The organism is Blautia sp. An249 (assembly GCF_002159835.1).
GTDB classification, from domain to species: Bacteria; Bacillota; Clostridia; order Lachnospirales; family Lachnospiraceae; genus Blautia_A; species Blautia_A avistercoris.
Window position 1 is genome coordinate 21010 of sequence record NZ_NFJL01000022.1, and the last position, 25565, is coordinate 46574.

General features: G+C 44.2%; 19 protein-coding genes and 1 tRNA gene. 1 reads left to right on the top strand and 19 read right to left on the bottom strand.

All coding sequences use genetic code 11. The annotated features are described in order from the left end of the window. Positions 1-24: 24 nt before the first annotated feature. From B5F53_RS16340 to B5F53_RS16400, 13 genes are all read right to left on the bottom strand, one after another. Positions 25-1158, bottom strand: a complete 1134-nt coding sequence (locus B5F53_RS16340; RefSeq protein WP_087225624.1) for a patatin-like phospholipase family protein — start codon at positions 1156-1158, stop codon at positions 25-27. Beyond that, entirely contained in the window at positions 1155-2096 is a 942-nt protein-coding gene (locus B5F53_RS16345) for an SPFH domain-containing protein (protein ID WP_087225627.1), read from the bottom strand. Before B5F53_RS16345 ends, B5F53_RS16340 begins: the two co-directional genes overlap by 4 nt. A 13-nt stretch (positions 2097-2109) precedes the next feature. Beyond that, positions 2110-2553, bottom strand: a complete 444-nt coding sequence (locus tag B5F53_RS16350; RefSeq protein WP_087225630.1) for an NfeD family protein — start codon at positions 2551-2553, stop codon at positions 2110-2112. Beyond that, positions 2541-3350 carry a TrmH family RNA methyltransferase gene (locus B5F53_RS16355; RefSeq protein WP_087225632.1) on the bottom strand — a complete coding sequence of 270 codons (810 nt, stop codon included), beginning with the start codon at positions 3348-3350 and terminating at the stop codon, positions 2541-2543. The genes B5F53_RS16350 and B5F53_RS16355 overlap by 13 nt, the downstream gene beginning before the upstream one ends. A gap of 78 nt (positions 3351-3428) precedes the next feature. After that, positions 3429-4442 (bottom strand): 6-phosphofructokinase, encoded by a 1014-nt coding sequence (gene pfkA, locus B5F53_RS16360; RefSeq protein WP_087225635.1) that lies wholly within the window; start codon positions 4440-4442, stop codon positions 3429-3431. Positions 4443-4513: 71 nt separating this feature from the next. Further along, entirely contained in the window at positions 4514-7984 is a 3471-nt protein-coding gene (locus B5F53_RS16365) for a DNA polymerase III subunit alpha (RefSeq protein ID WP_087225705.1), read from the bottom strand. Positions 7985-8003: 19 nt separating this feature from the next. Next, the gene (locus tag B5F53_RS16370; RefSeq protein ID WP_087225638.1) at positions 8004-8849 is read right to left on the bottom strand and encodes a CvfB family protein; all 846 of its coding nucleotides are present in this window, start codon (positions 8847-8849) and stop codon (positions 8004-8006) included. Positions 8850-8856: 7 nt separating this feature from the next. Then, the gene (locus B5F53_RS16375) at positions 8857-9576 is read right to left on the bottom strand and encodes an acyl-[acyl-carrier-protein] thioesterase (RefSeq protein ID WP_087225707.1); all 720 of its coding nucleotides are present in this window, start codon (positions 9574-9576) and stop codon (positions 8857-8859) included. A gap of 65 nt (positions 9577-9641) precedes the next feature. Next, entirely contained in the window at positions 9642-10235 is a 594-nt protein-coding gene (locus B5F53_RS16380; RefSeq protein WP_140398264.1) for a hypothetical protein, read from the bottom strand. 83 nt (positions 10236-10318) lie between these two features. Then, positions 10319-10729, bottom strand: a complete 411-nt coding sequence (locus B5F53_RS16385; protein WP_087225644.1) for an ATPase — start codon at positions 10727-10729, stop codon at positions 10319-10321. Then, entirely contained in the window at positions 10719-11168 is a 450-nt protein-coding gene (locus tag B5F53_RS16390) for a DUF4869 domain-containing protein (RefSeq protein WP_087225647.1), read from the bottom strand. The genes B5F53_RS16385 and B5F53_RS16390 overlap by 11 nt, the downstream gene beginning before the upstream one ends. A gap of 44 nt (positions 11169-11212) precedes the next feature. Beyond that, positions 11213-12052, bottom strand: a complete 840-nt coding sequence (locus B5F53_RS16395) for an Rpn family recombination-promoting nuclease/putative transposase (RefSeq protein ID WP_087225650.1) — start codon at positions 12050-12052, stop codon at positions 11213-11215. A gap of 353 nt (positions 12053-12405) precedes the next feature. Then, positions 12406-12477 (bottom strand) — tRNA-Gln (locus tag B5F53_RS16400). Between the two features lie 203 nt (positions 12478-12680). Here B5F53_RS16400 and B5F53_RS16405 point away from each other — a divergent pair. Then, positions 12681-14150 carry a nicotinate phosphoribosyltransferase gene (locus tag B5F53_RS16405; RefSeq protein WP_087225653.1) on the top strand — a complete coding sequence of 490 codons (1470 nt, stop codon included), beginning with the start codon at positions 12681-12683 and terminating at the stop codon, positions 14148-14150. Between the two features lie 56 nt (positions 14151-14206). On the opposite strand, the gene spoVT is transcribed toward B5F53_RS16405, so the two are convergent. The 6 genes from spoVT to B5F53_RS16435 form a co-directional block, all read right to left on the bottom strand. After that, entirely contained in the window at positions 14207-14755 is a 549-nt protein-coding gene (spoVT, locus tag B5F53_RS16410) for a stage V sporulation protein T (RefSeq protein ID WP_087225656.1), read from the bottom strand. A 181-nt stretch (positions 14756-14936) separates the two neighbouring features. Then, a complete protein-coding gene (locus tag B5F53_RS16415) occupies positions 14937-16676 on the bottom strand; it encodes an RNA-binding domain-containing protein (RefSeq protein WP_087225659.1) in 1740 nt (579 codons plus the stop codon). Between the two features lie 87 nt (positions 16677-16763). Beyond that, on the bottom strand, positions 16764-17813 hold the full coding sequence (locus B5F53_RS16420) for a class C sortase (RefSeq protein ID WP_087225662.1): 1050 nt from the start codon (positions 17811-17813) through the stop codon (positions 16764-16766). Between the two features lie 39 nt (positions 17814-17852). After that, positions 17853-18734 carry a class C sortase gene (locus B5F53_RS16425; protein WP_087225665.1) on the bottom strand — a complete coding sequence of 294 codons (882 nt, stop codon included), beginning with the start codon at positions 18732-18734 and terminating at the stop codon, positions 17853-17855. A gap of 43 nt (positions 18735-18777) precedes the next feature. Continuing rightward, entirely contained in the window at positions 18778-20376 is a 1599-nt protein-coding gene (locus B5F53_RS16430) for a SpaH/EbpB family LPXTG-anchored major pilin (RefSeq protein WP_087225668.1), read from the bottom strand. A 111-nt stretch (positions 20377-20487) separates the two neighbouring features. After that, the gene (locus tag B5F53_RS16435) at positions 20488-25317 is read right to left on the bottom strand and encodes a SpaA isopeptide-forming pilin-related protein (protein WP_087225670.1); all 4830 of its coding nucleotides are present in this window, start codon (positions 25315-25317) and stop codon (positions 20488-20490) included. Positions 25318-25565 lie beyond the last annotated feature (248 nt).

Sequence of the window (25565 nt, forward strand, 5' to 3'; positions counted from 1 at the left end):
TCCTCCTTTGCACCGGCCTTCCTTCTATTTCACCGGCGCCTCTTCTCCTATCAGTCTTCTGGCAAAATCGGGCAGATCGTCCTCTTCCTCTAAGATCTCTTTGTTCTTTCTGATTTCTTCCAGCAGTTCTTCTGCCGTATAAATCCGGTACTTGGGAATCCTGGCCAGTTTCGCCGTAGCTTCCAGAATGGATAAATACAGCTTCTCATAATCCCATTCTCCCAGACGCAGTTCCCTTGCCATTTTAGGCAGAACTGCTTCCACATAACGGCGAAGCTCCTCTTCTTTCTCTTTTAACTTCACCAGACTGTTTAAATAATACACTTGGTCCTGATTTTGATCAATATAGTAAATAATTCCGGAAAGCCCGTATATCATTCTCATAGCATCGTAATATCCGGCAACCATATTCCTCTGGCTCCTGTCCCGGTCAAACTCCATAATGCTTCCCAGGTCAATCCGCGGTTCAATGGTACCTATCTGAACGTCCTCCGGAACGATTACCGGCTTCGTCAGCCCCAGACCATAAATCCGCACAACAAGGATGTCCTTGTACCCTTCTTCCAGAAGCACTCCCACAGGTACGTTATCGGCAATGCCGCCGTCGATCAGGGTCTCCCCGAAGAATTTTTCTTTCTTAAAAACCGGATACATACAGGCGCTGGCCAGCAGCAAATCCTTTATAAGCTCCGGTTCCACTTCTTTCACATTAATATGGAGCTCCTGTAAAGAATCCACATGGAATACCTGCAGAAAGAATTCCATATCTGATTCCCGGATTTTTTCCGGCCGGATTTCCTGATCAATCAGATTCTTCAGAGGCGTTATATCAAAGCCTCCCTCCCGAATCATCTTCCGGCTCTCCTGAAGAAATTCTTTCAGGGGAAGTTTTCCACGAAGAAGATTTTTCATTACTTCGTCGTCCACATCCATAATCCGGGAATAGGAAATGTTTTTCCAGATTCTTTCCGCTTTCTCCAGATCTCCCATACAGATAAGAGCGCCGTTTAAAGCGCCCACACTGGTTCCGGAAATACCCTTTATCTTTACTCCGGCTTCTTTTAAAGCCTTCCAGGCGCCGATCTGGTAAGCACCTCTGGCGCCTCCGCCTTCCAGAACAATTCCATATTCTTTTGTCAAATCAATGACAGGTTTCAATTCTTATCCTCCGTCACAATCTCTTTCAGAGAGGTCGCCAGTCCGGCCAGTCCCTGTATTTCCGAAGGAATAATGATCTTGGTGGATTTACCGTCAGCCACTTTCTCCAGGGCTTCCAGACTTTTCAGAGTAAGCACAGCCTCATCGGCGCCTGCTTCCCGGATCATCCGAAGGCCTTCTGCCGTCGCCTTCTGCACCTTCAGAACTGCCTCCGCCTGACCTTCGGCCTCTTTAATCATCTTTTCCTTTTCTGCCTCCGCTTTCAGGATGGCTGCCTGCTTATCGGCCTCGGCATCCAGGATCGCAGATTCTTTATGACCTTCCGCCACCAGAATCGTGGATCGCTTCTCACCTTCGGCCCGTAAGATAGCCTCTCTTCGTTCACGCTCTGCCTTCATCTGTTTCTCCATGGCGTCACGGATGGCTTCCGGCGGGATAATATTCTTAAGCTCCACCCGGTTTACTTTAATTCCCCAGGGATCCGTGGCCACATCCAGAGATGCTCTCATCTGTGTATTGATGGTCTCTCTGGAAGTTAAAGTTTCATCCAGCTCCATCTCACCGATAATATTTCTCAGAGTGGTCGCTGATAAATTTTCAATGGCCATAATGGGATTTTCCACTCCATAGGTATAGAGCTTGGGATCTGTAATCTGGAAAAATACTACCGTATCAATCTGCATGGTAACATTATCTTTGGTAATAACCGGCTGCGGCGGAAAGTCCACCACCTGCTCTTTTAAGTTGACCTTTCTTGCAACTTTTTCAATAAAAGGTATCTTAAAGTGAATACCTGTTTCCCAGGTTGCCTGATACGCACCCAGACGTTCCAGAATGTAGGCATGTGCCTGGGGAACAATCCGGATCAGAGACGATACAATCAGTAAAATAATAACAATCAATACGATTAAAAAAACCATTCCTACGATTCCTGCCATATAAAACCCTCCTTTATTCTTTGTCCTGTCGTTGTGCTACAATTAATTTCACGCCTTTTACTGCTTTTATGCAGACAATGCTCTCTTTCGGAAACTTCTGAGTCTCTTCTTCCGAACGGGCGGTCCATTCCATTCCTCCTACCAGAACTCTTCCGGTTTCCTGAAGGTTGTCAATTGCTTCCACCACTCTGGCCGTCTTGCCAATCAGGCTGTCCACATTGGTCTTTTCCACCTTTTTATTTAAATGGCGCAGCGCCCAGGGGCGTGTAAAAACTAAAAGACCTATGGAAATTACCAGGAACAGCGCCACCTGCCAGATAAGCCCCGCACCCAAAAAGGATGCAACTGCTGCAATCAGCGCGCCTCCTGCAAACCATATGGTGGTCAGTCCCACCGTGGCGGCTTCAATAATCAGCAGCACTGCCACTAAAACCAGCCAAAATATCACATATTCCATCCACTGCACCCTCCCTGTCGAAATTCTCTTTGTCTGGCCGCTTCATACATTAATATTCCTGCTGCCAGCGCCGCGTTTAATGACTCCACCTGTCCGGCCATGGGGATACGAATCAGTCCGTCAGCCAGAGACGTCAGCCGCGGGCTTAATCCCTTCCCCTCATTGCCGATAAAAAACGCGCTCCCTTTACAATAAGACTCCTGGTCATATCGTTTCTCACCTTTTAAATGTGCCGCATACGTCCGGATGCCTCTCTGCTTTAACTCTTTTACTGCAGCTTCCAGATCTTCTGTATAGAAGAAGGGCATCCGGTAGACAGAACCCATTGTGGAACGTATCACCTTAGGATTAAAAATATCCACCGTATTTTTACTGCACAGGATTCCGTTTACTCCTGCCCCTTCCGCCGTACGCAGAATGGTTCCCATATTTCCCGGATCCTGCAAATCCTCCAGAACGAGAATCAGCGGTTCCCCTGTCTCAGGAAGAATCTCCTCCAGAGTATACCCGGGCTGCTTCAGAAGACACAGGACCCCCTGGGGCGTCTTGGTATCGCTCATCTGTGCAAACACGGAATCCGCCACGATTTCACAGGGCACCCGGGCCGTTTTGGAAGCAATCTGCTGACTATCCTTAAGAGATTCGGCAATATATACCTTTTCTATCCACTCCAGAGGCGCTTCCAGAAACATTTTAATCCCCTCTGCCACAAACAGTCCCTGCTCTCTTCGTGCTTTGGCTTTCTGATTCAGCTGTATGATATTTTTAATCTGTCCATTGCCGGTACTTGTTATCATAAATGTTTAAAAATCCTCCTACAAAAATCACCCCCGCAGAGCCGAGGGTAATTATTTGCACTGTGTTCAGTTGTTTCTCTATCTGTCTTTATTATTTTTCTCATACTTATTATAGTTATGAGATAAAGAACGGCAGACTTCAAACTGGTATTCAGAAATTCCCTTGTTCATGGCAAGCGCTTCATTAATGTCAAAGTCCACATATTCCCCGTGTCTGTAACCTACCACCCGGCAGTTCTTGCCTTCCAGAAGCAGATCCACAGCCATGGCGCCCATCATAGACGCATACACACGGTCCTTACAGGTGGGGCTTCCGCCACGCTGCATGTGACCTAAAATAGTTGCACGGGTTTCAATTCCGGTTGCGGCCTCAATCCGTTTCGCCATAGCTTCCGAATGGCCGATACCCTCTGCATTAATAATAATGTGGTGTTTCTTTCCCAGTTTCCTGTTTTCAATAATATTATTAATAATTTTCTGCTCGTCGTAATCATATTTTTCCGGAAGCAGCACGTCTTCTGCACCATTGGCAATACCGCACCATAAAGCCAGATAGCCCGCATTGCGGCCCATAACTTCAATAATACTGCACCGTTCATGAGAAGTAGAAGTATCACGGACTTTATCAATCGCCTCCATAGCGGTATTTACTGCTGTATCAAATCCGATGGTATATTCTGTACAGGCAATATCCAGGTCGATGGTTCCCGGAACGCCGATTGTATTAATTCCCAGATTGGCCAGTTTCTGAGCTCCTGCAAAGGAACCGTCTCCTCCAATAACAACCAGTCCTTCAATTCCGTGTTTCCGGCAAATTTCCGCACCGCGCTTCTGGCCTTCCTCGGTTCTGAATTCCGCACAGCGTGCTGTATAAAGAATAGTACCGCCGCGTTCAATTGTATCCGAAACATCCTGAGCAGTCATATCACGGATTTCCTCATTCAAAAGTCCATTATAGCCTTTATAGATTCCCTTTACCTGGAGTCCATTACTCAAACCGCGTCTTACAACCGCACGAATCGCCGCATTCATACCCGGTGCGTCGCCGCCGCTGGTTAAAACGCCTATCGTCCTGATTTTCTTCTCTGCCATAATTTTTCCTCCATACTTATGAGTTTTCTGCAATTCTTCATCTGCACATTCGTCTTCAGTGTATAGTATTTCTAGAACTTTTTCAATACTCTTTCCACAACTTTCACGTTCTCCTTACCATATTTTTTCCTTAGAAAATCTACGGTCCCGTTGTCTGCCAGAATGTTTCTGCCGGCGGGCAGACGCTTCATGGCTTTCACATCTTTCAGGTAAATGACAACGCTGCTGTCCCCTTCAGAATCCATTAAATCCTGATACAATTCCTGCTCGCTGCGGCGAAATGTCTCCATATCCGCAAACTGTATCCAGACTTCCCGGGGGATTTCACGAAAGGAACGAATCTTTTCGCAGATTAATTTACTGGCCTTCTCGTCTTCCGCCGAAACTCTGCCCTGTATAAAAACTTTTTCCTCTTCCTTCATAAACTGCTGGTTTTTTTCATAATCTCTTGGGAAAACCACAACTTCTACGGTTCCCACCAGATCTTCCAGAGTTAAAAATGCCATTACTTTATTATTTTTTGTATATTTTATGGTTTTATCCGCGATCATTCCTCCAAGAACTACCTTTTCTCCATCTCTTACTTTGGCAATTCCTGTAGTTTCGTCCGGCTGGAAATCCGCTGTAGAAGCAGTAATATTCTTCTCCAGAATGGATCGGTAATTATCCAGGGGATGACCGCTGACATAAATCCCAAGGACTTCCTTTTCAAAAGCAAGGAGCGTTTCCTTATCATATTCCTCCACATCGGGAAGACGGATTTCAAAGGCTTTTTTCTCTTCTTCTCCCACCAGATCGAAAAGGCTCATCTGCCCGGATATGCTGGTTTTGTTTTCCTGGTTTACACTGTCCATTACCTGCACATAAATCAGCATCAGCTGCCGGCGGCTGCCTTCCAGACTGTCAAAGGCTCCTGCTTTGATAAAGTTCTCAATGACCCGTTTATTTATCTCTTTACCGCTCATTCTGGTCAGGAATTCTTTCAGAGTCTTAAATTCACCGTTCTGGTTTCGTTCCTTTACAATTCCCTCAATGACCGGGCGTCCGATGCTTTTAATGGCAGACAGGGCATAACGGATGGCTCCTCCGTCCACAGAAAAGGTGACTTCACCCTTATTAATATCCGGCGGAAGAATGGGAATCCCCATTTCCCGGCAGGTCTGAATATATTCCGCCACCTTACTTGGAAAATCAATGACCGAAGTCATAAGAGCGGCCATATATTCCACCGGATAGTAATATTTCAGATAGGCCGTCTGATAAGAAACCACCGCATAGGCTGCAGCATGGGACTTATTAAAGGCATATTTGGCAAAATCGATCATTTCATCGTAAATCTTATTGGCCGTCTTCTCATCAATCCCATTCTGAATACAGCCCGGCACTTTATCCTCCTGGTTTCCGTAAACGAAATTCTGCCTCTCCTCTTCCATTACCGATGCCTTTTTCTTAGACATGGCTCTTCTCAGCAAATCGCTCCGTCCCAGGGTATATCCGGCCAGAGAACGCACAATCTGCATAACCTGCTCCTGATATACAATACATCCGTAAGTGGGCTTTAAAATTTCCTCCAGCTGAGGACAGTCATAGGTAATAGTTTCCGGATGATTCTTTCCCCGGATATACTGGGGAATAAAGTCCATGGGACCCGGACGGTACAGAGAAATTCCGGCAATCACATCTTCCAGGCTGTGCGGCTTTAATTCCTTCATGAAATTTTTCATCCCGTCGCTTTCCAGCTGGAACACGCCGTCGGTTTTTCCTGTTCCCAGGGAATCCAGCACCTGTTTATCATCATAATCAATGGCGTCCATATCCAGTTTCTTTCCGGTACTCTTTTCTGCCAATTTCACAGCATTCTGGATGACAGTCAGCGTACGAAGCCCCAGAAAGTCCATTTTCAGAAGGCCCAGTTCCTCTAAGGTTGTCATAGTAAACTGGGTGGTAATCGTACCGTCAGAAGCTCTGGAAAGGGGGACATATTCATCCACCTCTTTCTGGCTGATAACTACTCCCGCTGCATGCATAGACGTATGCCTGGGAAGACCCTCCAGACGTCTGGCCATATTAATAAGTGATCGGATTTCCTGATCTTCCTCATAAACTTTCGCCAGTTCCGGATTCATCTTTAACGCCTTCTCAATGGTGATATTCAGCTCCTGGGGGATCATCTTGGCGATCACATCCACCTGGGCATACGGCATATCCAGCACCCGGCCCACATCCCGGATCACTCCCCTGGCAGCCATGGTACCAAAGGTAACAATCTGAACCACCCGGTCCTTCCCGTATTTTTCCACCACATAGTCAATCACTTCCTGACGCCGTTCAAAGCAAAAGTCCACGTCAATATCCGGCATGGAAACACGTTCCGGATTTAAAAACCGTTCAAAGAGCAAATCGTAGCGGATGGGATCCAACCTGGTAATTCCCAGGGTATAAGCCACCAGACTTCCCGCTGCCGAACCACGTCCCGGACCCACAATAATATCCTGTTCTCTGGCATAGCGGATGAAATCCCAGACGATCAGAAAATAGTCCACATAACCCATATTCCGGATGGTCTCCAGCTCATAATTAAGACGCTTCTTTAATTCTTCTGTCACCGGCTGATAACGTTCTTTCAGGCCTTCAAAACACAGTTTATTTAAATACTCCCAGGAAGTATAATCTTCCGGCACGTCAAATTTCGGCAGCTTGGTTACGCCGAATTCGATTTCCACATGACATCTCTGGCCGATTTTGTACGTATTCTCCAACGCCTCCAGAGCATAGGGAAACAGCTCTGCCATCTCCTGGGGAGATTTTACGTAATACTGGCCTCCCTCATAGCGCATCCTGTCCTCATCATCCAGTTTCTTCCCTGTCTGAATGCACAGCAGAATGTCATGAGGAGCCGCATCCTCTGCCAGAGTATAATGCACATCATTGGTAGCAACCAGCGGAATCCCTGTCTCCTGGTGCATTCTGATCAGCTGCTGGTTGACTGTCTGCTGGGCCGGAATGCCGTGATCCTGCAGTTCCAGGAAATAATTTCCTTTTCCGAATATCTCCTCATGTCTTAAAGCCGCATCTTTGGCATCTTCATACATACCTCTTTCCAGGTACCGGGCCACTTCCCCCGCAAGGCAGGCGCTTAATGCAATGATTCCCTCATGATACTGTTTCAGTACTTCCATGTCCACACGGGGTTTATAATAAAAGCCTTCCACAAATCCTTTGGAAACGATCTTCATCAGGTTGCTGTACCCCTGGTTATTCTCTGCCAGCAGAACAAGATGGTAATAGCGGTCTTCTCCGGAACCTATTTCCCTGTCAAACCGGGAGCCCGGAGCCACATAGACTTCACATCCCAGGATGGGATTAATCCCGGCCGCCTTCGCCGCACGGTAAAAATCAATACAGCCGTACATCACCCCGTGATCGGTAATGGCAGCACTGTCCATTCCCAGTTCTTTTACCCTTGCCACATATTCTTTAATCTTATTGGAACCGTCTAAAAGACTGTACTCCGTATGCACATGCAGATGTGTGAAGTTCAATGCGCCGACCTCCTGTACTTTATCCGTTAATTCTGTAAATTCTGCCATCCTGTATCTTCACTTTTCTTTCTTTCAGTAAATGTCCCACGGCTCTCTTAAAAGCCGCTTTACTTAAACCAAATTCCCGTTCAATCACCTGGGGGGTGGTTTTATCGTCAAAAGGCAGCACACCTGCAAACTCATCAATGACTTCCATAACATGTCTGCTGTCTTCCTCTATCTGCAGATAAGCTTTCTGTTTGGGACTCAGATTCAGTTTTCCGTCCTCTTTCACCTCAGTAACGCGGAACTGGCGCACTTCTCCCACCTTAAAGGTACCGTGTACCTCCTGTTTGGGGATCAGGGCAGAATATTTATCATCAACAGCCACAAACACTCCGAAGTTATCGCTTGTCTCGTAAATCCGTCCCTGTACCATATCGCCGATTCCATAAGGAGAATTCTGAGCCAGATAAGGATATACCTTCATAGTAGCGCAAAGACGCTGGCTTTTATCCACATACAGAGCCACCAGACACTCCTGTCCTTCCCGGACACGCATGGTCTGCTCCCGGAACGGAAGCATCAGATCCTTCTCCAGTCCCCAGTCTAAAAATGCTCCCATCCTGGTATTCTGAGCCACCTTAAGAACCGCTGTTTCTCCCACGCACAGCAGAGGTTCCCTGGTGGTTGCAATGGGTCTGTCCATCGAATCCTTATAGACAAATACCGAAAGAACATCTCCTGGCTTCACATCCTGGGGCGCCTGTTTCTTCGGAAGAAGCACCCTCTCATTTTGTGCCGCCTCCTGGCTCTCTCCCAGATAAACGCCGAAATCTACGATTTTTACTACTTCTAATTTCTGTTTCTTTCCTAATTCTATCATATACTGCTTAACCTTTCTTTTGTCTCATAAATTCTATCACCGCATAAGGATTCCCCTCTTCGGAACACAGAGCGGCTGTCACCAGATCCTCCCGGATACAGACCTTTGGATAAATCCTGTCATTTAAGACAGCCTGCCTTTTATATTCCGCCCGCATCTGCCGGATGATAAATCCCTCCGGAAGAAAATCACGGGCCATCTGTACATATTGTCCGTTATTAACATGATGGTTGGTATCCAGATGATGCTTCTGAACCACAAAGGGCGTTTCCTCCCTGTATTCTTTGGGCATTGCCACCTTCCTGGGGGCATAATCCATCTGAAGTTTCTCAGAAATTCCATAACCTGCCACATCTTCCGGCTTTACTTTCACAGGAATTCCTGTATCCGTATCCAGAAAACTCCAGAGAGTATTGGCACAGGCGAGCATCTCCCCTTCGCTGGTCTTCATAACAAAGTTTCGATAGCCCATGAATCCTTTAAAATCATAGGGCCAGGTCTCAATCAGGATCTCTTCTCCCAAACCAGGATACCGGTCAATCACAATCTGCCAGGAAGACAGAACCCAGCCGCGATGCTCCTCTGCCAGCACCTCCATGCCTCTTCCAACGGTATCAGAGTGAAAAATACTGCAGTCCTGGAAATAGTTAATAATGGAATTTAAAGATAATTTCCCATCCTCATCCAGTTCACTGTAACGAATCTTACTTTCAAACGAATAATGCATCTCTAAAGGCCCCTTTCCGGATCTTTTCCTGATTTTCCTGATCACGCATTAATAATGTCATATACTCATGCCTCCGTTAACATCTTTCCGAGAATATGCTGCATCTCTTGATCACTGAACAATTCCATCAGCTTTTCTTTTCCCAGCGATTTTTCAACACCACAGTTTTTCTTCTCTGATTCTTCTAGAACACAGCAATCTTCACACCAACAAGCCCCCATCTTATTGCCTTTAATGCTCCATTTAGCAGTATCTGTCAGATTATTTGCTAAAGATTTTAATATTCTTTCTGTAGAAAAATGTTTAAATCCCTTAAGATAATTGAGAGTATCCATGTCATTTATCTGTTCCACAGCAATCCGATGTTGGTTTAATGCTCCTAAAATCTCTTTTCTTAAATGAATTGCTTTATAATTTCTGCTTCCTGTCCATGTAATTAATTTAGAAAAACTAAGAATAATATGTTCGAAACAAGTTATATCCAGTAATATAATCTGTTCCGAATATCTTGCGGCCAGTTGTTGTAAATCCATAAGTTTATTTACCACATCCATATTATCATATATGTGGTCAAAAGCTATATAGTAGACATCCCCCTGCCTGGGCACAAGCTCTCTTACAGCATCTAAAATGCCTTGATTACTTTTTTTACTTTCCACCTGCAGCCTGTCCTGAAATAGATACGTATTAACCAGATTCCAAAAATGGAATCCCGCCTTGCTATCTTCTGTCCATAAGAAAATCAATCTGCCACCAACTCTCTTTTCAGGGTAATATGATTTTTATTTTTCTCAAGAACTGTAAAACTTCCGGTTGAAAGATTTAAGCCATCACAGTTTCTCAAAAACAACATATACTGATTACTTATATTAAAATTAATGAAATTTTTGTCCTCTTCCTTCAGAAGAATATCCCCATTATCTATTACGATAAAATTACCGTTGCATTTTTTTAAATTGTCATGGAAATTCTCTGTTTTGTAATTAAAAAGCCGAATCTCTTTATATTTCTCCGTCAGCCGCAAATCTTCCAGCATCTGATAAAGGTATGTTTTTCCTGTTGCACTGTCCCCTCTTACTAATGTAAGCCGTTCTGAAAAATTCAGATGGTAAAAAAAGGGAGCAGCCTGAAATTCTATAGAATCATAAACCATTTTCTGCTCTCCTTTCATATTCTTTTGTCCACCAATGTTCATATCCTTTACGTCCCGTTACAAAATCCTGATCATTAAAACAGATTTTTACGTCATCATTAATAGGAAAACGCTCTGGCCTGGTCATACAAATACGAATATTATCCAGTTGAAATATTTTTCCCAATACATTCGCACCACACTCGTCAGTACAAACAATCTTATCCGGATTTTTTATAATATTTAAATATGTTTTGCAACCGCTTGAAAGATTACGTACTGTCCCTACTCCGTATTCCGTTTCAATACGCATATCTTTTGTAAGCTTCGCATGATCAATTTCCAGTATGGCCCTTTTATCCTCTTCTGTAAATGGCTGATTTCCTGTGTAAAGATTAAAGTGCAAATCATTCTGCACAATCCAGTCTTCCCCAGACCTCTGTGTATAAATATAAATCATAATGCACCTTCTTTCCCCTACAAAATTGATATTGCCATCACTTCTTAAACCTCTTCTCTGCAGCTTTCAATTTCACTTTCCGTAGTATCACACAGCATCATAATCTGTTCATTGCTAAACCCCTGACGAAGCATCTTTCTTATGATTTTTCTGCGTTCCATCTCTTTCCCAATCTCTTTTCCGATCTCTTTTCCAATCTCTTTTCCAATCTCTTTTCCGATCTCCTGATTTTCCTGATCACGCATTAATAACGTCATATACTCATGCCTCCATTCCCGATTCTTTTTGGCATTTTTTACTGCCTCTTCCAGTTCCAGGACATATCTGTCGTCCGTTTCTTTTCCTGCCAGGTAGTCCAGAAATGCTTTCAGTTCCCTGCTGACATCGTCCATGCTGCTGTCTGCATTAAGAAAAATCTTTGTTGTTTCATCCTTCAGCAGCAACTCCCTGTCTTCTTTGCAGATATTTTCAAAGGTATATTTATGACGCCCCTTTCCAAAAATATCCTGCATACAAATAAAGATCACAAAACTTTTATTCAATTCCTTATAGGACTGGTTTTTATCCAGTAACTGCAGATCAATCATCCCCTGATAATATCTGCTCCTTTTCGGCAGTTCTTTGGTATCCACTGCCTGCATCTCAATATTATATACAGTTCCTTCCCCATCTCTGACATATACATCCAGACGGACACTTCTGGCATCTACATCCTCTTTAATGGGTTTCTGCAGCTCAGGATATTCCATATATTCGATTTTCAGCTCCGGAAGGATTCTTTCCAGAAGCTCTTTGCACAATTTTGGATTTCTCATTACCTTTCCAAAGAGAAAGTCATTGGATAACCCGATTTCCTCCCAGGATTTTCCTTTTATTTCCAGCATGTCTGTCCCTTCTTCCATCTCTTTCAGCGACTGCTTATATTATACCTTTTCTTCCGTGGCAATTCAATAAACTGGCAGGATTCTTTCTATAGATCACTATTCCTGGAATTATGTTTCGGTAAAATACACAAAATCATCCGGACGTCGCGACTTTGCGCACAATGGAGATGAGACTCAGGGAATCGTGGAAGCCTTTGCTGAACACGATTTCCGGTTTCGGAGGCTCATCGGAATGTTTTTGTGCGCTTCGCGCGGAAGGATATTTTGTGCATTTTACCAAGTATAGAAAAAAGGCTTTTGATACCTTACTCCTATTACATAAAAAAAGAGCACTTCTTCTGAAGTGCTCCTGACAGGGCTACAAGGATTCGAACCTTGAAATGACGGAGTCAGAGTCCGTTGCCTTACCATTTGGCGATAGCCCTATTTTCGCGACAAAATGAATTATAAAGGATAATCCCAAAAAATGCAAGCACTTTTTTTATTTTTTTTATTTTTCTTTCATTTCCCTATAAAACAGGCAAAACCAGAGATTTTAAAACCGTAATCTTTTCCAATTTACAATAGTAAATAGTAAAACTTGTGGTATAATAATGTAAATAAATTTTCGTACGCAAAGGAGGACCCTATGAGAGCCAGCAACTTAACCCTGCTTACAGATCTGTATGAACTGACCATGATGCAGGGATACTTTAAAAACCCCTCCAATCAGACGGTTATCTTTGATGTATTTTACCGGGAAAATCCATGCAAAGGCGCCTACGCCATTACCGCCGGACTGGAGCAGATGTTAGATTACATCGAAAACCTCACCTTTACCGATGAGGATATTTCCTATTTACGCAGCCTTCATCTTTTTGAAGAAGACTTTCTCTCCTATCTGAGAGACTTCCGGTTCACCGGAGATATTTATGCCATTCCCGAAGGAACGGTTGTCTTCCCTCATGAACCGCTTGTAAAAGTCATTGCCCCAATCATGGAGGCACAGTTAGTCGAAACCGCTATCTTAAACATTATCAACCATCAGAGCCTGATTGCCACAAAGGCTTCCAGAGTGGCGTACGCGGCCAGAGGGGACGGAATTATGGAATTTGGCCTGCGGCGCGCACAGGGCCCGGATGCGGGCATCTACGGGGCCAGAGCGGCGGTTATCGGCGGATGCATCGGTACATCCAACGTCCTTGCAGGACAGATGTTCGACGTTCCTGTATTAGGCACCCACGCCCATAGTTGGATCATGAGTTTTCCCGACGAATACACAGCCTTTAAAACCTATGCCAGACTCTATCCAAACGGCTGTATACTCCTGGTAGACACCTATGATGTGCTGAAATCCGGCGTGCCAAACGCCATCCGCGTCTTTGAAGAAATGCGCGCAGAGGGAATCCCGCTCACCCGGTATGGAATCCGTATTGACAGCGGCGATCTGGCCTACCTTTCCAAAGAAGCATACAAAATGCTGGCAGCCGCAGGATTTGACGACGCTGTCATATCTGCTTCCAGCGATTTAGACGAATATCTCATCAACAGCTTGAAAACCCAGGATGCAAAAATTAACTCCTGGGGCGTAGGAACACGTTTAATCACCTCCGCAGACAATCCTGCTTTCGGAGGCGTATACAAACTGGCCGCCATTAAAGACGAAGAATCTCAGGAATTCCTCCCTAAAATAAAAGTGTCCGAAAGCACAGAGAAAGTAACCAACCCCGGCAACAAGACCATTTATCGTATTTACAATAAAGCCACCGGGAAAATCAAGGCCGACTTAATCTGTCTGGTAGGCGAGACCTACGATCCCTCTCAGGATATGATCCTGTTCGATCCCATTGATACCTGGAAGAAGACGAAGGTATTCGGCGGTACCTATACCATGCGGGAGCTTTTGATCCCGGTCATCGAGAAAGGAAAACGGGTTTACTCCTCCCCCGGCGTTATGGAGCTTCAGAAAATCTGCAGCCAGGAACTGGATACTCTCTGGGAAGAGTCCCGCCGCCTGATCAATCCCCACGAAGTCTATGTAGACCTTTCACAGAAACTCTATGATATGAAAGCTTCCCTGCTGGAAGAAATGAGTTCCAAATCTTTAAATAACGACTAGAAAAATCGGGCGTCATCTCCCACAGGAGAGCGCCCGCTTTCTATATCATACATTCCTTATTGTTCCATCTGTCTGCCGAGAAATTCCGCCGCTGTCTGTACCAGTTTCTTCTCCGTATCTCCCATAGATTCTTTCTCTTCTCTTCCCATAAGAACCACGGAACCAATGGCGTCTCCCTCGCAGATAATCGGATAAATTACCTGACCTGCCCTGGCCTCTTTCTCTTCGCTTATCACAGCAATACGCCCTTTCTCCTTACTGTTTAAGCACTTGGTTTCCCGGTTTGTGATCAGTTCCTCCAGATCCGGACTGATCTCCTTCCCCATCAGTTCTTTATATCCGGCCCCTGACGCAGCCACTACCTGATCATGATCCGTAATACAGGCCAAATATCCTGTGGTATGGCTCAATGCCTCTGCATACTCCCTGGCAAAAATACTCAGCTCTCCAATCGGGGAATATTTCTTTAAAATGATCTCTCCTTCTCTGTCCGTAAAAATTTCCAGCGGCGTTCCCTCTTTAATCCGCAGAGTTCTGCGGATCTCCTTAGGAATCACCACCCGGCCCAAATCATCGATCCTCCTGACAATTCCTGTTGCTTTCATATAAATAATTCCTCCATCTACTGTACTTTCCAAGTCTGGAAATAGTATCTGTAAATGTAGGAATTTTATGCGCTGCTGTTTCGTCTAAATAGATTTTTTGAAATATTGCAGTTACAACAACTGATTCAACAATAATACAACAACTGATTCAACAATAATACAACAACTGATTTTTTTACAATTATTTTCTGCAATAAATAAATTGTCTTCCCCGACGCTTTTTTATAATTAAATCTGCGCTGATCAATCTATTGAGTGCAACACTTGCACCTTGCTGAGTTGTAATTTTTGTAATGTCCAAGACTTGGTGTACCGTAATAAATCCATTGATACAAATATATTCATAAATCTGTCTGTCTGTCTCATTTTTTAGTTCTATCATATCTAATGGAATATCTGAAAATTGAAGCTGTTCTGGCTTCATATCATAATCAGTATTTATCCTATAGCTTGTCCATCGACCCTTCTTATCTGCAATTAGCATATTTTTATCTACCAGACTTGCTAAGATATGTCCAATCTCAATACTGTGGAGTTCCAATATTGACTGCATCCTGGCATTTGTTACTCCTTCCTCAAGATAAGCTGTTCCTAATATAATCTGGGAATCCTTATCAAGATGCTTATATGCAGCGCCAAACAAATGATACAAATATTCTGTACATTCTGGCGGCATCAAAGAAACCATCCAAAGTTTTAATTCTACCTGATGCAGCTCTTCATTTTGGCTCAAATCCGGTTTCCGCCATTGTTCTTTTCCCCACGCGTTTAATATTGCAGGAAACCCAGAACCTATATTATCTCCCAATCCAATCATACGGAACATCGTTTGAATCCTTGGATTTCTGGCAACAGAATGTCCTCCCTCATAAATCATTTGAACAGGAAGTTTCAAATTGCCGGGATTAGAAAACATAAATCCACTATCTGTTTTCACGACCTTCAATACACCTGTAATCAAATAATCACTATGTATCACCATATTTACGACCGCTTCACGAATTGCTTTATGAATAGGCGTATCATCAACCCGAATCATGCCCTCCAGTTTAAAAGGGCGTTTGATTCCTGCTGACAATTTAGGAGTTATCTGCCGGACAAAATTATACAGATTATTTTCCCACATTCCATCATACGTCAGCCGATCACTCCAACGGCTTCCAGGCACAAGATTACTCTCATCAATATAATCCATACGGATATTATCGAACCGTTCTCGAACCGATAATCCTTTTCCAAACATCAATAATCCTGCCGTTGTCAGCCATCCTTTTTGAGTTGCCCTGTCAACTGCATATCCGCCCATATTTTTTAGAAATGCTTCATCGTCATTTCCGTTCCAGATATGCTCGGGATTGCGATGTTCAAATTCAATGCGGTAGGAGCGTAAGGAATTTAAATCAATGTCATTCATTGTATAGCCTGTCAGTAAGCTACCATCATTGCCGGAATCATTGGCATCCCTCAGCATGGCTTTTACTTCTTCCTCTGTACAATGATAATCTCCTTCATGATTACGCTTAAAGCTGCCTTTCATAGGGTTTCCATTGATATAAATGGGTTTCTGCCGATAATCTGCCTGAGGGACTTGAATCCACATAATCATTGCTCCTCGCACTTCACAAATTCCAGCATTTGCATCAACCAGAATATTACTGCTTACCTTTTCACTGTTTACTGTATTCCAAAAATCTTTTAGCCTCTGTTCGGGATTATGTATAGATACAAAAGAAAATCGTTTATTATAATCCGTTTCTTTCAAATGTTCTTCAATCCCAAATAAAATAACACCACCGTCCGTATTTGCAAATGAAGAATATGTTTCCCACACGGAATTAGGCAGCTTAGATTCTGCCTTTTTACACTCTAAATTAATACGCTCTCCAAATTTTAACAATCCCAATATCTCCGTACTATCCACACATTTTCACCCGCCTTTTCTAAATATAAGTATTATATATTATCCATTACCCTATAGCAACAAATTTCCTCTTTTCTGTTGAGTTCTTTAATCCCTGTTTTTCTTTTTTCTCTTTATAAAACGAATCAGTAAAACAAGCACCAGGATCACAGCGGCGCCTCCGGCCAGATAGCTGCCTGCCCGGTTAATCCTGCGCTCCCTGCGGATCGCCTCCCGGGAAGATTCATAGGCAACTCCTTCATAAGGGATTACCACTTTTCGGGAAGTGTCCTCTTCTGCCGTCACTTGCGTACCTTCCTCTCCTGCCGCAGTTTTCTCTTTCATTACGCTCTCCTGGCTCCCCGCCAGTTCCCCGCCGGTTCTGCTGCAGTAGACCACATATCTCTGATAATTTTTCGTGTAAGGATGGCAGGTAACCAGGGTCAGTAAATCCTGCCCCTCCTGAATCTTCACCGCTTCAATGTCATCCGGGTAGATAACAATACACTTAACCACCTCATACGTAAGGGTTCCCCACAGGCTGGTAACCTTTACTTCATCTCCGGGCTGCAGAACCTCTATATCCTGAAACATGGGGGATGTGTACCAGCCCCGGTGAGCCGCAATCACACAGTTGGTATTGTCTCCGCCAATGGGCATACTGGTCTGGCTTAACACCACGGCGCCCTTCCCCATGTTTTCCTCATTTGCTCCAATATACAGGGGAATTTCAATATTCATGGCGTCAATGGTAATATAACCCACCATATCGTCTTCCAGACCTGCAGAATGGAAATCAAACACATTCTGCTGATAACTCCAGGCGTCACAGAGACTTTCCTGATCTTCCTCATAAATCCTCTGGTTATACTCTCGCATCTCCCGGAGAAGATCCTCATAGGGAAGATCCTTTCCCGCCGTTTTCTCATTTTCTGCTGTGCTTTCTCCCTCCCGGGCATCCGATGGCTCCTCCCGGGTACTGCTCTGTGAACTGTCGTCCTCCCGGGGAATTTCTTTTACCATTAATTTCTGAAAATGCGTGATGGTTTCTTTGTTCCGGTATTCTGTAATCGCGCTTTCCCCGACAGGGTATAAAAGCAAAAGAAATCCGGCCAGAAATAATACGCCCATGATCAGATACAACAACACTTTTTTCATTGGAGATTTTCCTTTCTCTTCCTGCCTCTGCGTCTGAATCTATGATGTCTTATTGTTTTTCTTCTTCCTTCTTCGAATCAGAAAAACAGCCAGGATGAACAGAAGCAGAATCCCTGCTCCCACTGCAATGGCCTTCACGTAATCCCTGGCCCAGGCAGTCTTTATGGTTTCCGTCCAGTCTCCCTCCTGCGCTTCCTCCTCCACATAGGGAATCCTGGTTCCGCGCACCAGAAGCCGGTGAGTATTTACCGCATAAGGGGTACAGGTAAGCAAAGTTACCAGATCCTTCCCGTCTTCCGGCTGCAGAAGAGCCAGCTCCTCCGGTAAAATCACTTCAATCTGATCCACTTCATAAGCCAGAGTTTTATCCAGCACATGAATATAAAATTCGTCTCCCTTTTCCATTTCATCCAGACGGGTAAAAAGCTCTGCGCTTGGCAGTCCCCGGTGCGCGCTGATAACTGAATGGTTCCCCTCTCCCCCAATGGGAAGAGCTGTCACATCCAGATGTCCGGCCCCCTTCTCCAGAGCTTCTTCACTGGTTCCGTGATAAATTGGGAGAGAAACATCTATCTTGGGAATTTCAATATATCCCATAACCCCGTCGCCGTCAACATTTAGCACATCCTGGTAATTATCAGGAAGCACATAGCCGCTTCCCATAACGAAAGGGTCATGTACCGGATCCCCTGCCAGATTTTCATTGTACTTAACAGCCTCCGCCCAGGCTGCATCCAGCTCTTCCTGATTGGTTTCTTCCACCTTCGCCTGATAGGTATGAATCACATTCTGCTGGTTTCTTTCCGCCAATAAATTACTTACCGCAGGATAAAGGAAAATCCCGGCACCTGCTGCAAAAAGCAGCAGAGGCGCCAGGAATACCCACGGGTTTCTCTTTTTCTTCTTTTCTTTCTGTTCCATATAAGATAAAACCCAATTCTATTATTTTTTATTTAAGCGTTTCTTATTCCGCTTTTCTTTTCTTAGATACTACAACGATCATGGTCACAGCGCCGGCCATCAGAAGCACACCTGCGATTGTGAAAATCATAGTACCCATACCACCGGTAGTGGGAAGAGTAAAGCCTGCATCATCAGAACTTGTATTCTCAACATTGAAGGAAACAACGTTCAGACTTGCGGCAGCTCCGTTAATTGCTACAGTTCCCTGACCTGCTGTTACATTCGCTGCATCAATAGTTCCGTCTTCCGGAGCAGCATCTGTAATTACAATTGTAATTTCTCCTGTAGGAAGAACATAGCCTTCCGGAGCCTGCGTTTCTTTTAATGTATAAGTTCCTTCATCCAGACCCTGAACTCTAAGAGTACCATCTGCTGCTACCTCTAAAGTTGCCGTTCCATTTTCATCATATTTGTAAACGCCGTCTGTTGCTGTTTCTGTGAATTTTAATACTCCAGTATCATCAGAAAGTGTAAACTGTGCTTTCTTATCACCGGCTCCAGATGTAATAGCTGTTCCATCTTTGTCTACCTTCTTTAAGTCAATGCCGTATGTATAGACCTCTTCTTGAGTTTCAGTTTCATAAGTATTGTCACTATACGGATCGTTGTTATATGTCAGGAATGCCTCATTTTCAAGAGCATCTGTTTCAACTGCATGTTCATTTACAGTTGCAGTATAAGTAATGTAAAGAGTTGTAAATGTTGTTGTAGTTGTAAAGGTATCCTCAAAAGAAATCTGGAAAGTTCTGTTTTCTACAACACCTGTAGTTGTTGCTGTATAATTTGCTGCAGCTACTTCATTCTGCAGATTTTCATCACTGTAAACTTTAATCGTACTTACTCCATCAAAGGTTAAACCTGCGCTTAATTTATCACTTACTATAAAGCTTGTGTGAGTTGCATTTTCCGGATAGGAAGGTACGGTAACGGTCAGTTTGTATTTTACGGTATCGCCGATAGCAACGGTCTTGTCACCGTCCACCTCTTCAGTTGCTTCTTTTCCAATACTAGGAGCAGCGCCTTTCATAGCTACTGTGGCGTCTGCCAGATTCCATTCTCCGTCTGTCTCTTCCGGTACCAGTGCAACGGTTGTAGGCTTATAAATCTTCACGCCGCCGTTGGCTGTAATCAGGTATTCACCCATTGCCATATCTGTAAATGAAGCAGTTCCGTCAGCAGCAGTAACTGTTGTTGGTGTCAGCTGTACAGTCCCTGCTTTAATGGCTGCTGTCAGTTTCTCCAGGAAAGTTGTCATAGTTCCTGCATCTGCATTATCAAACGCGTCTGCAACTGCATTGGTTCCCAGATTGTCGTTCACGTAAGATGCATAACTGTTCGCTTTCATCCATGTAGCTACCTCTGCATTCCAGGTATACATGGGGTAGGATGGCTGTCCTGAAGTTGCATCTACATTTACTGTGATGATCTGATAGGCGCTTACACTTGGGGCCGGGTCCGTATCAAAACCAGTCACTGTAAAGCTTCCTGTTTCATCTGGTGTAATTGCCGCAAATGCGGTTACGCTCATAGAAAGAGCGAATACCAATGCCAGACATACTGCCAGCATTTTTGAAAACATGGATTTCTTCTTCATCTTCATAAAGAAATTCCTCCTTTAATAAAAAATATTTAATATGGATTTTTATTTTAAAGGCGTCTTCCCGCCTATATCCAACTTATGGATTTGCTCCTTCTGCCTCGTTTATTTGTGTCAGTTTTTGCGGATTCTCTGCATTCTCCGTTTTCTGCGGATGTTCCACAGGAATCCTGCTCCTCCTGCCGCCATCAGCACTGCGCCAATGGCCAGGAATTTCAGGATGCCGATATTTCCGGCGAAGGGAAGTTCGCTTGGTAAGTAGTTAATAATAGTACCGTCCGCTCCGTTAAATGCCGGGGGATTTCCCACTGCACCGTTTTCCTGAATGGTAAATTCCTTTTCATCCTCATTATAAGAAACGATCCACTGTCCATTGGGAAGTGTATAACCATCCGGTGCTTTTATCTCCACTAATCGGTATGCGATTCCACTTACAGCAATTCCTGTAAAGTTTACCTCTCCCTCATCCTCAGAGGAAGTCTGTACATCAACCAGTTTCCAGCAGTCTTTATAAGCGTAATTATCGCTGAGAACTCCGGTCTGTGCATCTCCAACTTCAATCAGATCATCTGCATGATCGTGATGTTCCGTATCTGTGCATTCCAGCCGATAGAGCGCAAATACTGCTCCGCCCAGAGGCGCGCCGTCTTTCGTTATTTTTGTGAAAGCAAAGTCTGCAGATACGTAGTTCGTAAATGCCGCCATATCCGTCGTCTGGGCATCCTGGGCATCTATCGCTCCTGTATTGTCGTAGCTGACCGTTTTTGCTTCTAAAATCCCATCTGCATTCGCTTCTACCGTTACTGTTACAACAGCAGTATGGGTATCATAAGTCATACCATTCTGAGATGGCGAATCTCCTGTCACTCCCTGGGGCAGCGTTTCCTTCACATGGAAAGTATAGGTACCTGCCTGCTTAAATGTAATTCCGTCAAAGGAGTACTGCATAGTATTAACCGATCCGTCTCCGGTTACCTCAGCCGCTGTATTTTGCGGCATAACCACATTTCCTGCCCCCACAGCATCCACCGTGTCTCCTGCTGCCTCAACAGTAAATCCGAAATGATCCTCTTGGGTCAGATTTCTTCCATCTAACGTCTTTCTTCCGGAAATAGTTACCGTTGCATATCCGTTATAATCATTTGTATATGCTGCCGCTGCCGTTTGGTTATGAGGAACGGTTCCGTTTACTGTACCTCCCTGCGTCTGCGCAGTAGCATCGCCCGTTACCGTAACGGAAGGCGTAAATCCCGCAGGAATATCGGTTTCCTGAATGGTATAAGTTGCCCCGGCGGGAAGATCCTGAATGGTTATCGATTCTCCGTTCATCAGTTTCACTTCCACAGAAGGCTTACCATCTGTAAAGGTAATCGTTCCTGTCTGGTTACTCTCATCTACTGTCGTATATTCCCCATTGAGCAGATCTCCCTCTGCATCTCTCAGCGTAATATCAAAGGCAAACACAGCGCCTGCCGGAGCGTCATCTCCTGTAACCGTTTTGCTAATCTGCAGGTTTCCAATCTTCTGATCCTCTACATTTACAATAACAGAACCAGAGAAAAGATTTACAAGATCTATATCGCCTATCTCCTGTTTCGGGGAATTAGTTTCATCATCATGATTCAGACATTGCTGAATCACAAGTTTCGACCACCCTGATGTCGTCTGCAGAGACTGCATGCTGTCTGTTGTGGCAGGTCCATATTCCAGAAGCGGATTTCCTGTTAAATACTGCAGATGCGTCTGCTGACCGGTCTCTGTCCAGGTGGTTCCTTCTCCTTCATAATTATCCGTATTACACAGAATTGCCTGTATATCATGGAGAGTCGCATCCACCATATCGTCTGCCGCGAACTGAACCATACTCTTTACAATGGAGCCGACACCACGCCATACGGCAACGCCGTCCTCCTCGTTCCCCGCGTCTACATAGACACCTGTGTTGTCTACTACCACGGCGATCGGAGTAGAATTCAGTTTATAACCATCCGGGGCTTGTGTTTCTACCAGGTAGTATTTTCCCTCTGGAATACCGGTAAATTGAATTCCTCCTTCAAGTGCAAATGGCTCCGTCAAATCTGCTGTATCTTTTTCATCCCATGCTCCTATAGTTTCATCGTAATCTCCATTATTATCAGCCGGAACTAATGCAAACGTTGCACTGCCATGTTCCGCTACAGACACTGCATGTCCCTCATTATCCAGTTTCTGAACATAGAGATTATTCTTAATATCCGTCACAAATAAATTCACGGAAAAGTTACGTTTAAACAAATCCTGATTGGAAGTATCTGCAACGCGACTTGTATTGCCTGTAGTTGCCCCCATAACACTGGAAGCGGTTGTGTAATAAAAGGTTATAATGTACTTCGTATTTTCTTTTTCATTGTTATCCAGCATATGATAATAAGTTTTTACGTCTCCGGGCAAATCCGTTACCGTTGCCACATAGGCTCCGCTTGAATCTGCTGCAAAAGAGTAATTCTTATTATATGTCTGCATATTTGTCTGTGCCGCCTGGATGGAATCCCCAAGTGCATCACCAGTATCATAGGAATGCCAGCCGTCAATGGGATCTCCATACATGGCAGTCCAGTTGGCTGAATCTGCCAGGTCAGCAGTTTCTGCAGATGTTGGTCCTTTATACCTCAGTACAACTGCAAACATGGTCCCGCCATCATCAAGATTTACCTCTGTCCCGTCTTCTAATTCAACTTTCTCGCCTGAAGAAATGGTCGCATTACCACTGGCATATGCTCCCGTTTCCCAGTGATTACCCGACAGTAACGCAAGATTTCCATTTCCTTCATAAAAATACAGCTCAGCGTCTTTTATCTTCCGGTAACCTTCCGGAGCCTTTGTTTCCTTTAGAACTAAATAGTCATAAGTATTATAAAGATCTTCCAGACTGATTAGGAATCCCTCATCATCCACAAATACGAATTCGCCGGCTTCGTTGGTTGTTCCCCTACAGATCAAATTTCCTACATTATAATTTTCATCTGCACTGTATAATTCAAACTCTGCGCCTGCTACCGGTTCGCCTGCCTGGTCTACCTTAAATACACTACTCTGAGGCACTGTTACCAGGTTAAACTTCAGGCTCATATTGGAGTCATTGTTACCTCTCTCCAGATAGAAGAAGTTTAGGGTATGATACGTATTGTCTGCAAAAGTATTCCTATTATCTGCAGACCACTGAACACTATCTAATCTTCCTGCAGCATTATATAAATTTCTTAATGTAGTATTCTGAACCTCACCGCCAACGCTGTTATAAACCGTTACATTCCCCGTTTTGAAATTTATGGTGAATGAACAGGCATCGTGAATACCACCCAGATCCCCTACAAGTACGTCATCAATAAACACCCAGACGTCATCGTCACCGGAAAACTGATATGTAACGTCTTTTCCATCATTTGTACCGCCTTCCTGCTGAACGAAGCGGGAAGTCATGGAAAGTCCGAAATAATGATTCAATCCGCTTCCGCTTCCCGATGTCTTATCCTTTCTCTGAAGACTTCCATTTGCCTCCCGAAACACCTCGCCTGCCCCGTCAAAAGGAAAGAACTGTCCGTTAGGAGATGTTGTTCCTGTGGGAGACACCGCACCTTGATTATAAAGTTCAAAGGAATTCGTACTTGCATTAAAAGTAGCAAAATTGGCAGATGCAAATCCATCCGGAAGTGTACTCCAATCTCTGTTATAAGTATAATTTCCCTGATAGCCAGTTCGCGTCACTTTATATGCTGCATTATAATAATAGTAACCATCGTCATCCAACTGAAGCAGTCCGTCCACATCTGCGTAAGCTTTTTTTCCGTTTACATAATTACTGCCCGTTGTATCGGAATCATAACTATTAAACAAATAAGCCAATGATTCATCTTGATCAATACCTAATGTATTTGAAGCACCCAGCATCGGGTATCCATTTTCCAGAGTTTTTTTCACTATTCCCTGTCTGGATCCGCCTCCGGATCCTGTCCAGGTATTAAATGGATCTCTGCCAATTGCATCACCTGCATGAAAGTGAAGCTGCCTGTTCTGATTAATTCCATTTGTAGTGTCACCCACTACCTCCGTTCCATTTTGCCCGTTCCAGTAATCAAACAGATTGATTGTAGTCCCCTGGGGAGATATTCCCTCTACTGTATAATCGCTTAGCGCATAAGCGTCTGCGCCACCTAATGTCATATGTACTTTCAGAGGTTTTGCATCTTTGGCTAACTGATAACCGGTTTCCAATGAAGGAGTAAAGGTATACTCACCTTCATAAGCGCTCTCCGGAAATCCTTTAAAATCCCATGTAATAGAAATTTCCTGTTTGTTTCCATCTTTCTCTGTCTGTATCTTCTGTGGAAACATTTCTTTTAATATCTCTGCCGTCACCGGATTAGACTGGCTCGCTCCGGGAAAAGCCACTTCCCACTGCTTATTTTCCTCAGACCACTGCATGATTTCATAATCATCCACCCAGGTCCATTGAGAAATCTCTGTCTGACCGGCTGTCGGGGCAGCTTCATCTGTTCCCTCTTCCTGCAGTATCTCATCGGTTTCTTCTTCCAGAACGGCTGTCTCTTCCTCTTCCAGTACATTTCCACTGCAGATTTCGCAGTTATATGTACAGGGACTTCCTTCTGTGGCCTCCTCGTATCCGCAGGTATCGTCATGCTCATGCTGACAGTCGAGAATCGTTTCTCCATTCTCATCCTGCGTATAACAGTCCTCCGTATGTTCATGGGTACAGTCGCTTCCCTCAGAAGCCTCCTGATAACCGCAGTCCTCTGTGTGCTCCGGATGATGCTCGCACAAACCGTCGGAGTACGTCTCTTCTGCCTGCTCTTCTCCCACATTCGCAGAGACAACTCCGCCGCCTGTAGTGACTACAAGCAGAAACACCAGCATCAGAGCCAGTATCCGTTTTGTCTTTGTTTTCACCTTTTCACTCCTCCTTTATCCTATAAATCTTATCTATCTATCAGACTATAGGGCCAGCAATCCGGCCAGAACAAGTCTGCCGGATGTGGTATCCAGTTTTATCCATTTAAAAAATGCTTTCTTAACAACATAGTATTAGTTACGTTGTAAAAAAAGCATTGAAAATTAACTGGTGTGTATTCTTTTATGTAAAATGTTTGTTAAATTGCCCAAATTTTATGGGTTAATGTAATAAATTTCATTGTAAT

Excerpts from the sequence above, each read along its gene's own strand:
- B5F53_RS16395 (WP_087225650.1), bottom strand. The coding sequence starts at position 12,052 with ATGCTGGAAATAAAAGGAAAATCCTGGGAGGAAATCGGGTTATCCAAT.
- B5F53_RS16375 (WP_087225707.1), bottom strand. The coding sequence starts at position 9,576 with ATGCATTATTCGTTTGAAAGTAAGATTCGTTACAGTGAACTGGATGAG.
- B5F53_RS16385 (WP_087225644.1), bottom strand. The coding sequence starts at position 10,729 with ATGGTTTATGATTCTATAGAATTTCAGGCTGCTCCCTTTTTTTACCAT.
- B5F53_RS16420 (WP_087225662.1), bottom strand. The coding sequence starts at position 17,813 with ATGAAAAAAGTGTTGTTGTATCTGATCATGGGCGTATTATTTCTGGCC.
- B5F53_RS16345 (WP_087225627.1), bottom strand. The coding sequence starts at position 2,096 with ATGGCAGGAATCGTAGGAATGGTTTTTTTAATCGTATTGATTGTTATT.
- B5F53_RS16430 (WP_087225668.1), bottom strand. The coding sequence starts at position 20,376 with ATGAAGATGAAGAAGAAATCCATGTTTTCAAAAATGCTGGCAGTATGT.
- B5F53_RS16390 (WP_087225647.1), bottom strand. The coding sequence starts at position 11,168 with ATGATTTATATTTATACACAGAGGTCTGGGGAAGACTGGATTGTGCAG.
- B5F53_RS16425 (WP_087225665.1), bottom strand. The coding sequence starts at position 18,734 with ATGGAACAGAAAGAAAAGAAGAAAAAGAGAAACCCGTGGGTATTCCTG.
- spoVT (WP_087225656.1), bottom strand. The coding sequence starts at position 14,755 with ATGAAAGCAACAGGAATTGTCAGGAGGATCGATGATTTGGGCCGGGTG.
- B5F53_RS16355 (WP_087225632.1), bottom strand. The coding sequence starts at position 3,350 with ATGATAACAAGTACCGGCAATGGACAGATTAAAAATATCATACAGCTG.
- B5F53_RS16405 (WP_087225653.1), top strand. The coding sequence starts at position 12,681 with ATGAGAGCCAGCAACTTAACCCTGCTTACAGATCTGTATGAACTGACC.
- pfkA (WP_087225635.1), bottom strand. The coding sequence starts at position 4,442 with ATGGCAGAGAAGAAAATCAGGACGATAGGCGTTTTAACCAGCGGCGGC.
- B5F53_RS16370 (WP_087225638.1), bottom strand. The coding sequence starts at position 8,849 with ATGATAGAATTAGGAAAGAAACAGAAATTAGAAGTAGTAAAAATCGTA.
- B5F53_RS16350 (WP_087225630.1), bottom strand. The coding sequence starts at position 2,553 with ATGGAATATGTGATATTTTGGCTGGTTTTAGTGGCAGTGCTGCTGATT.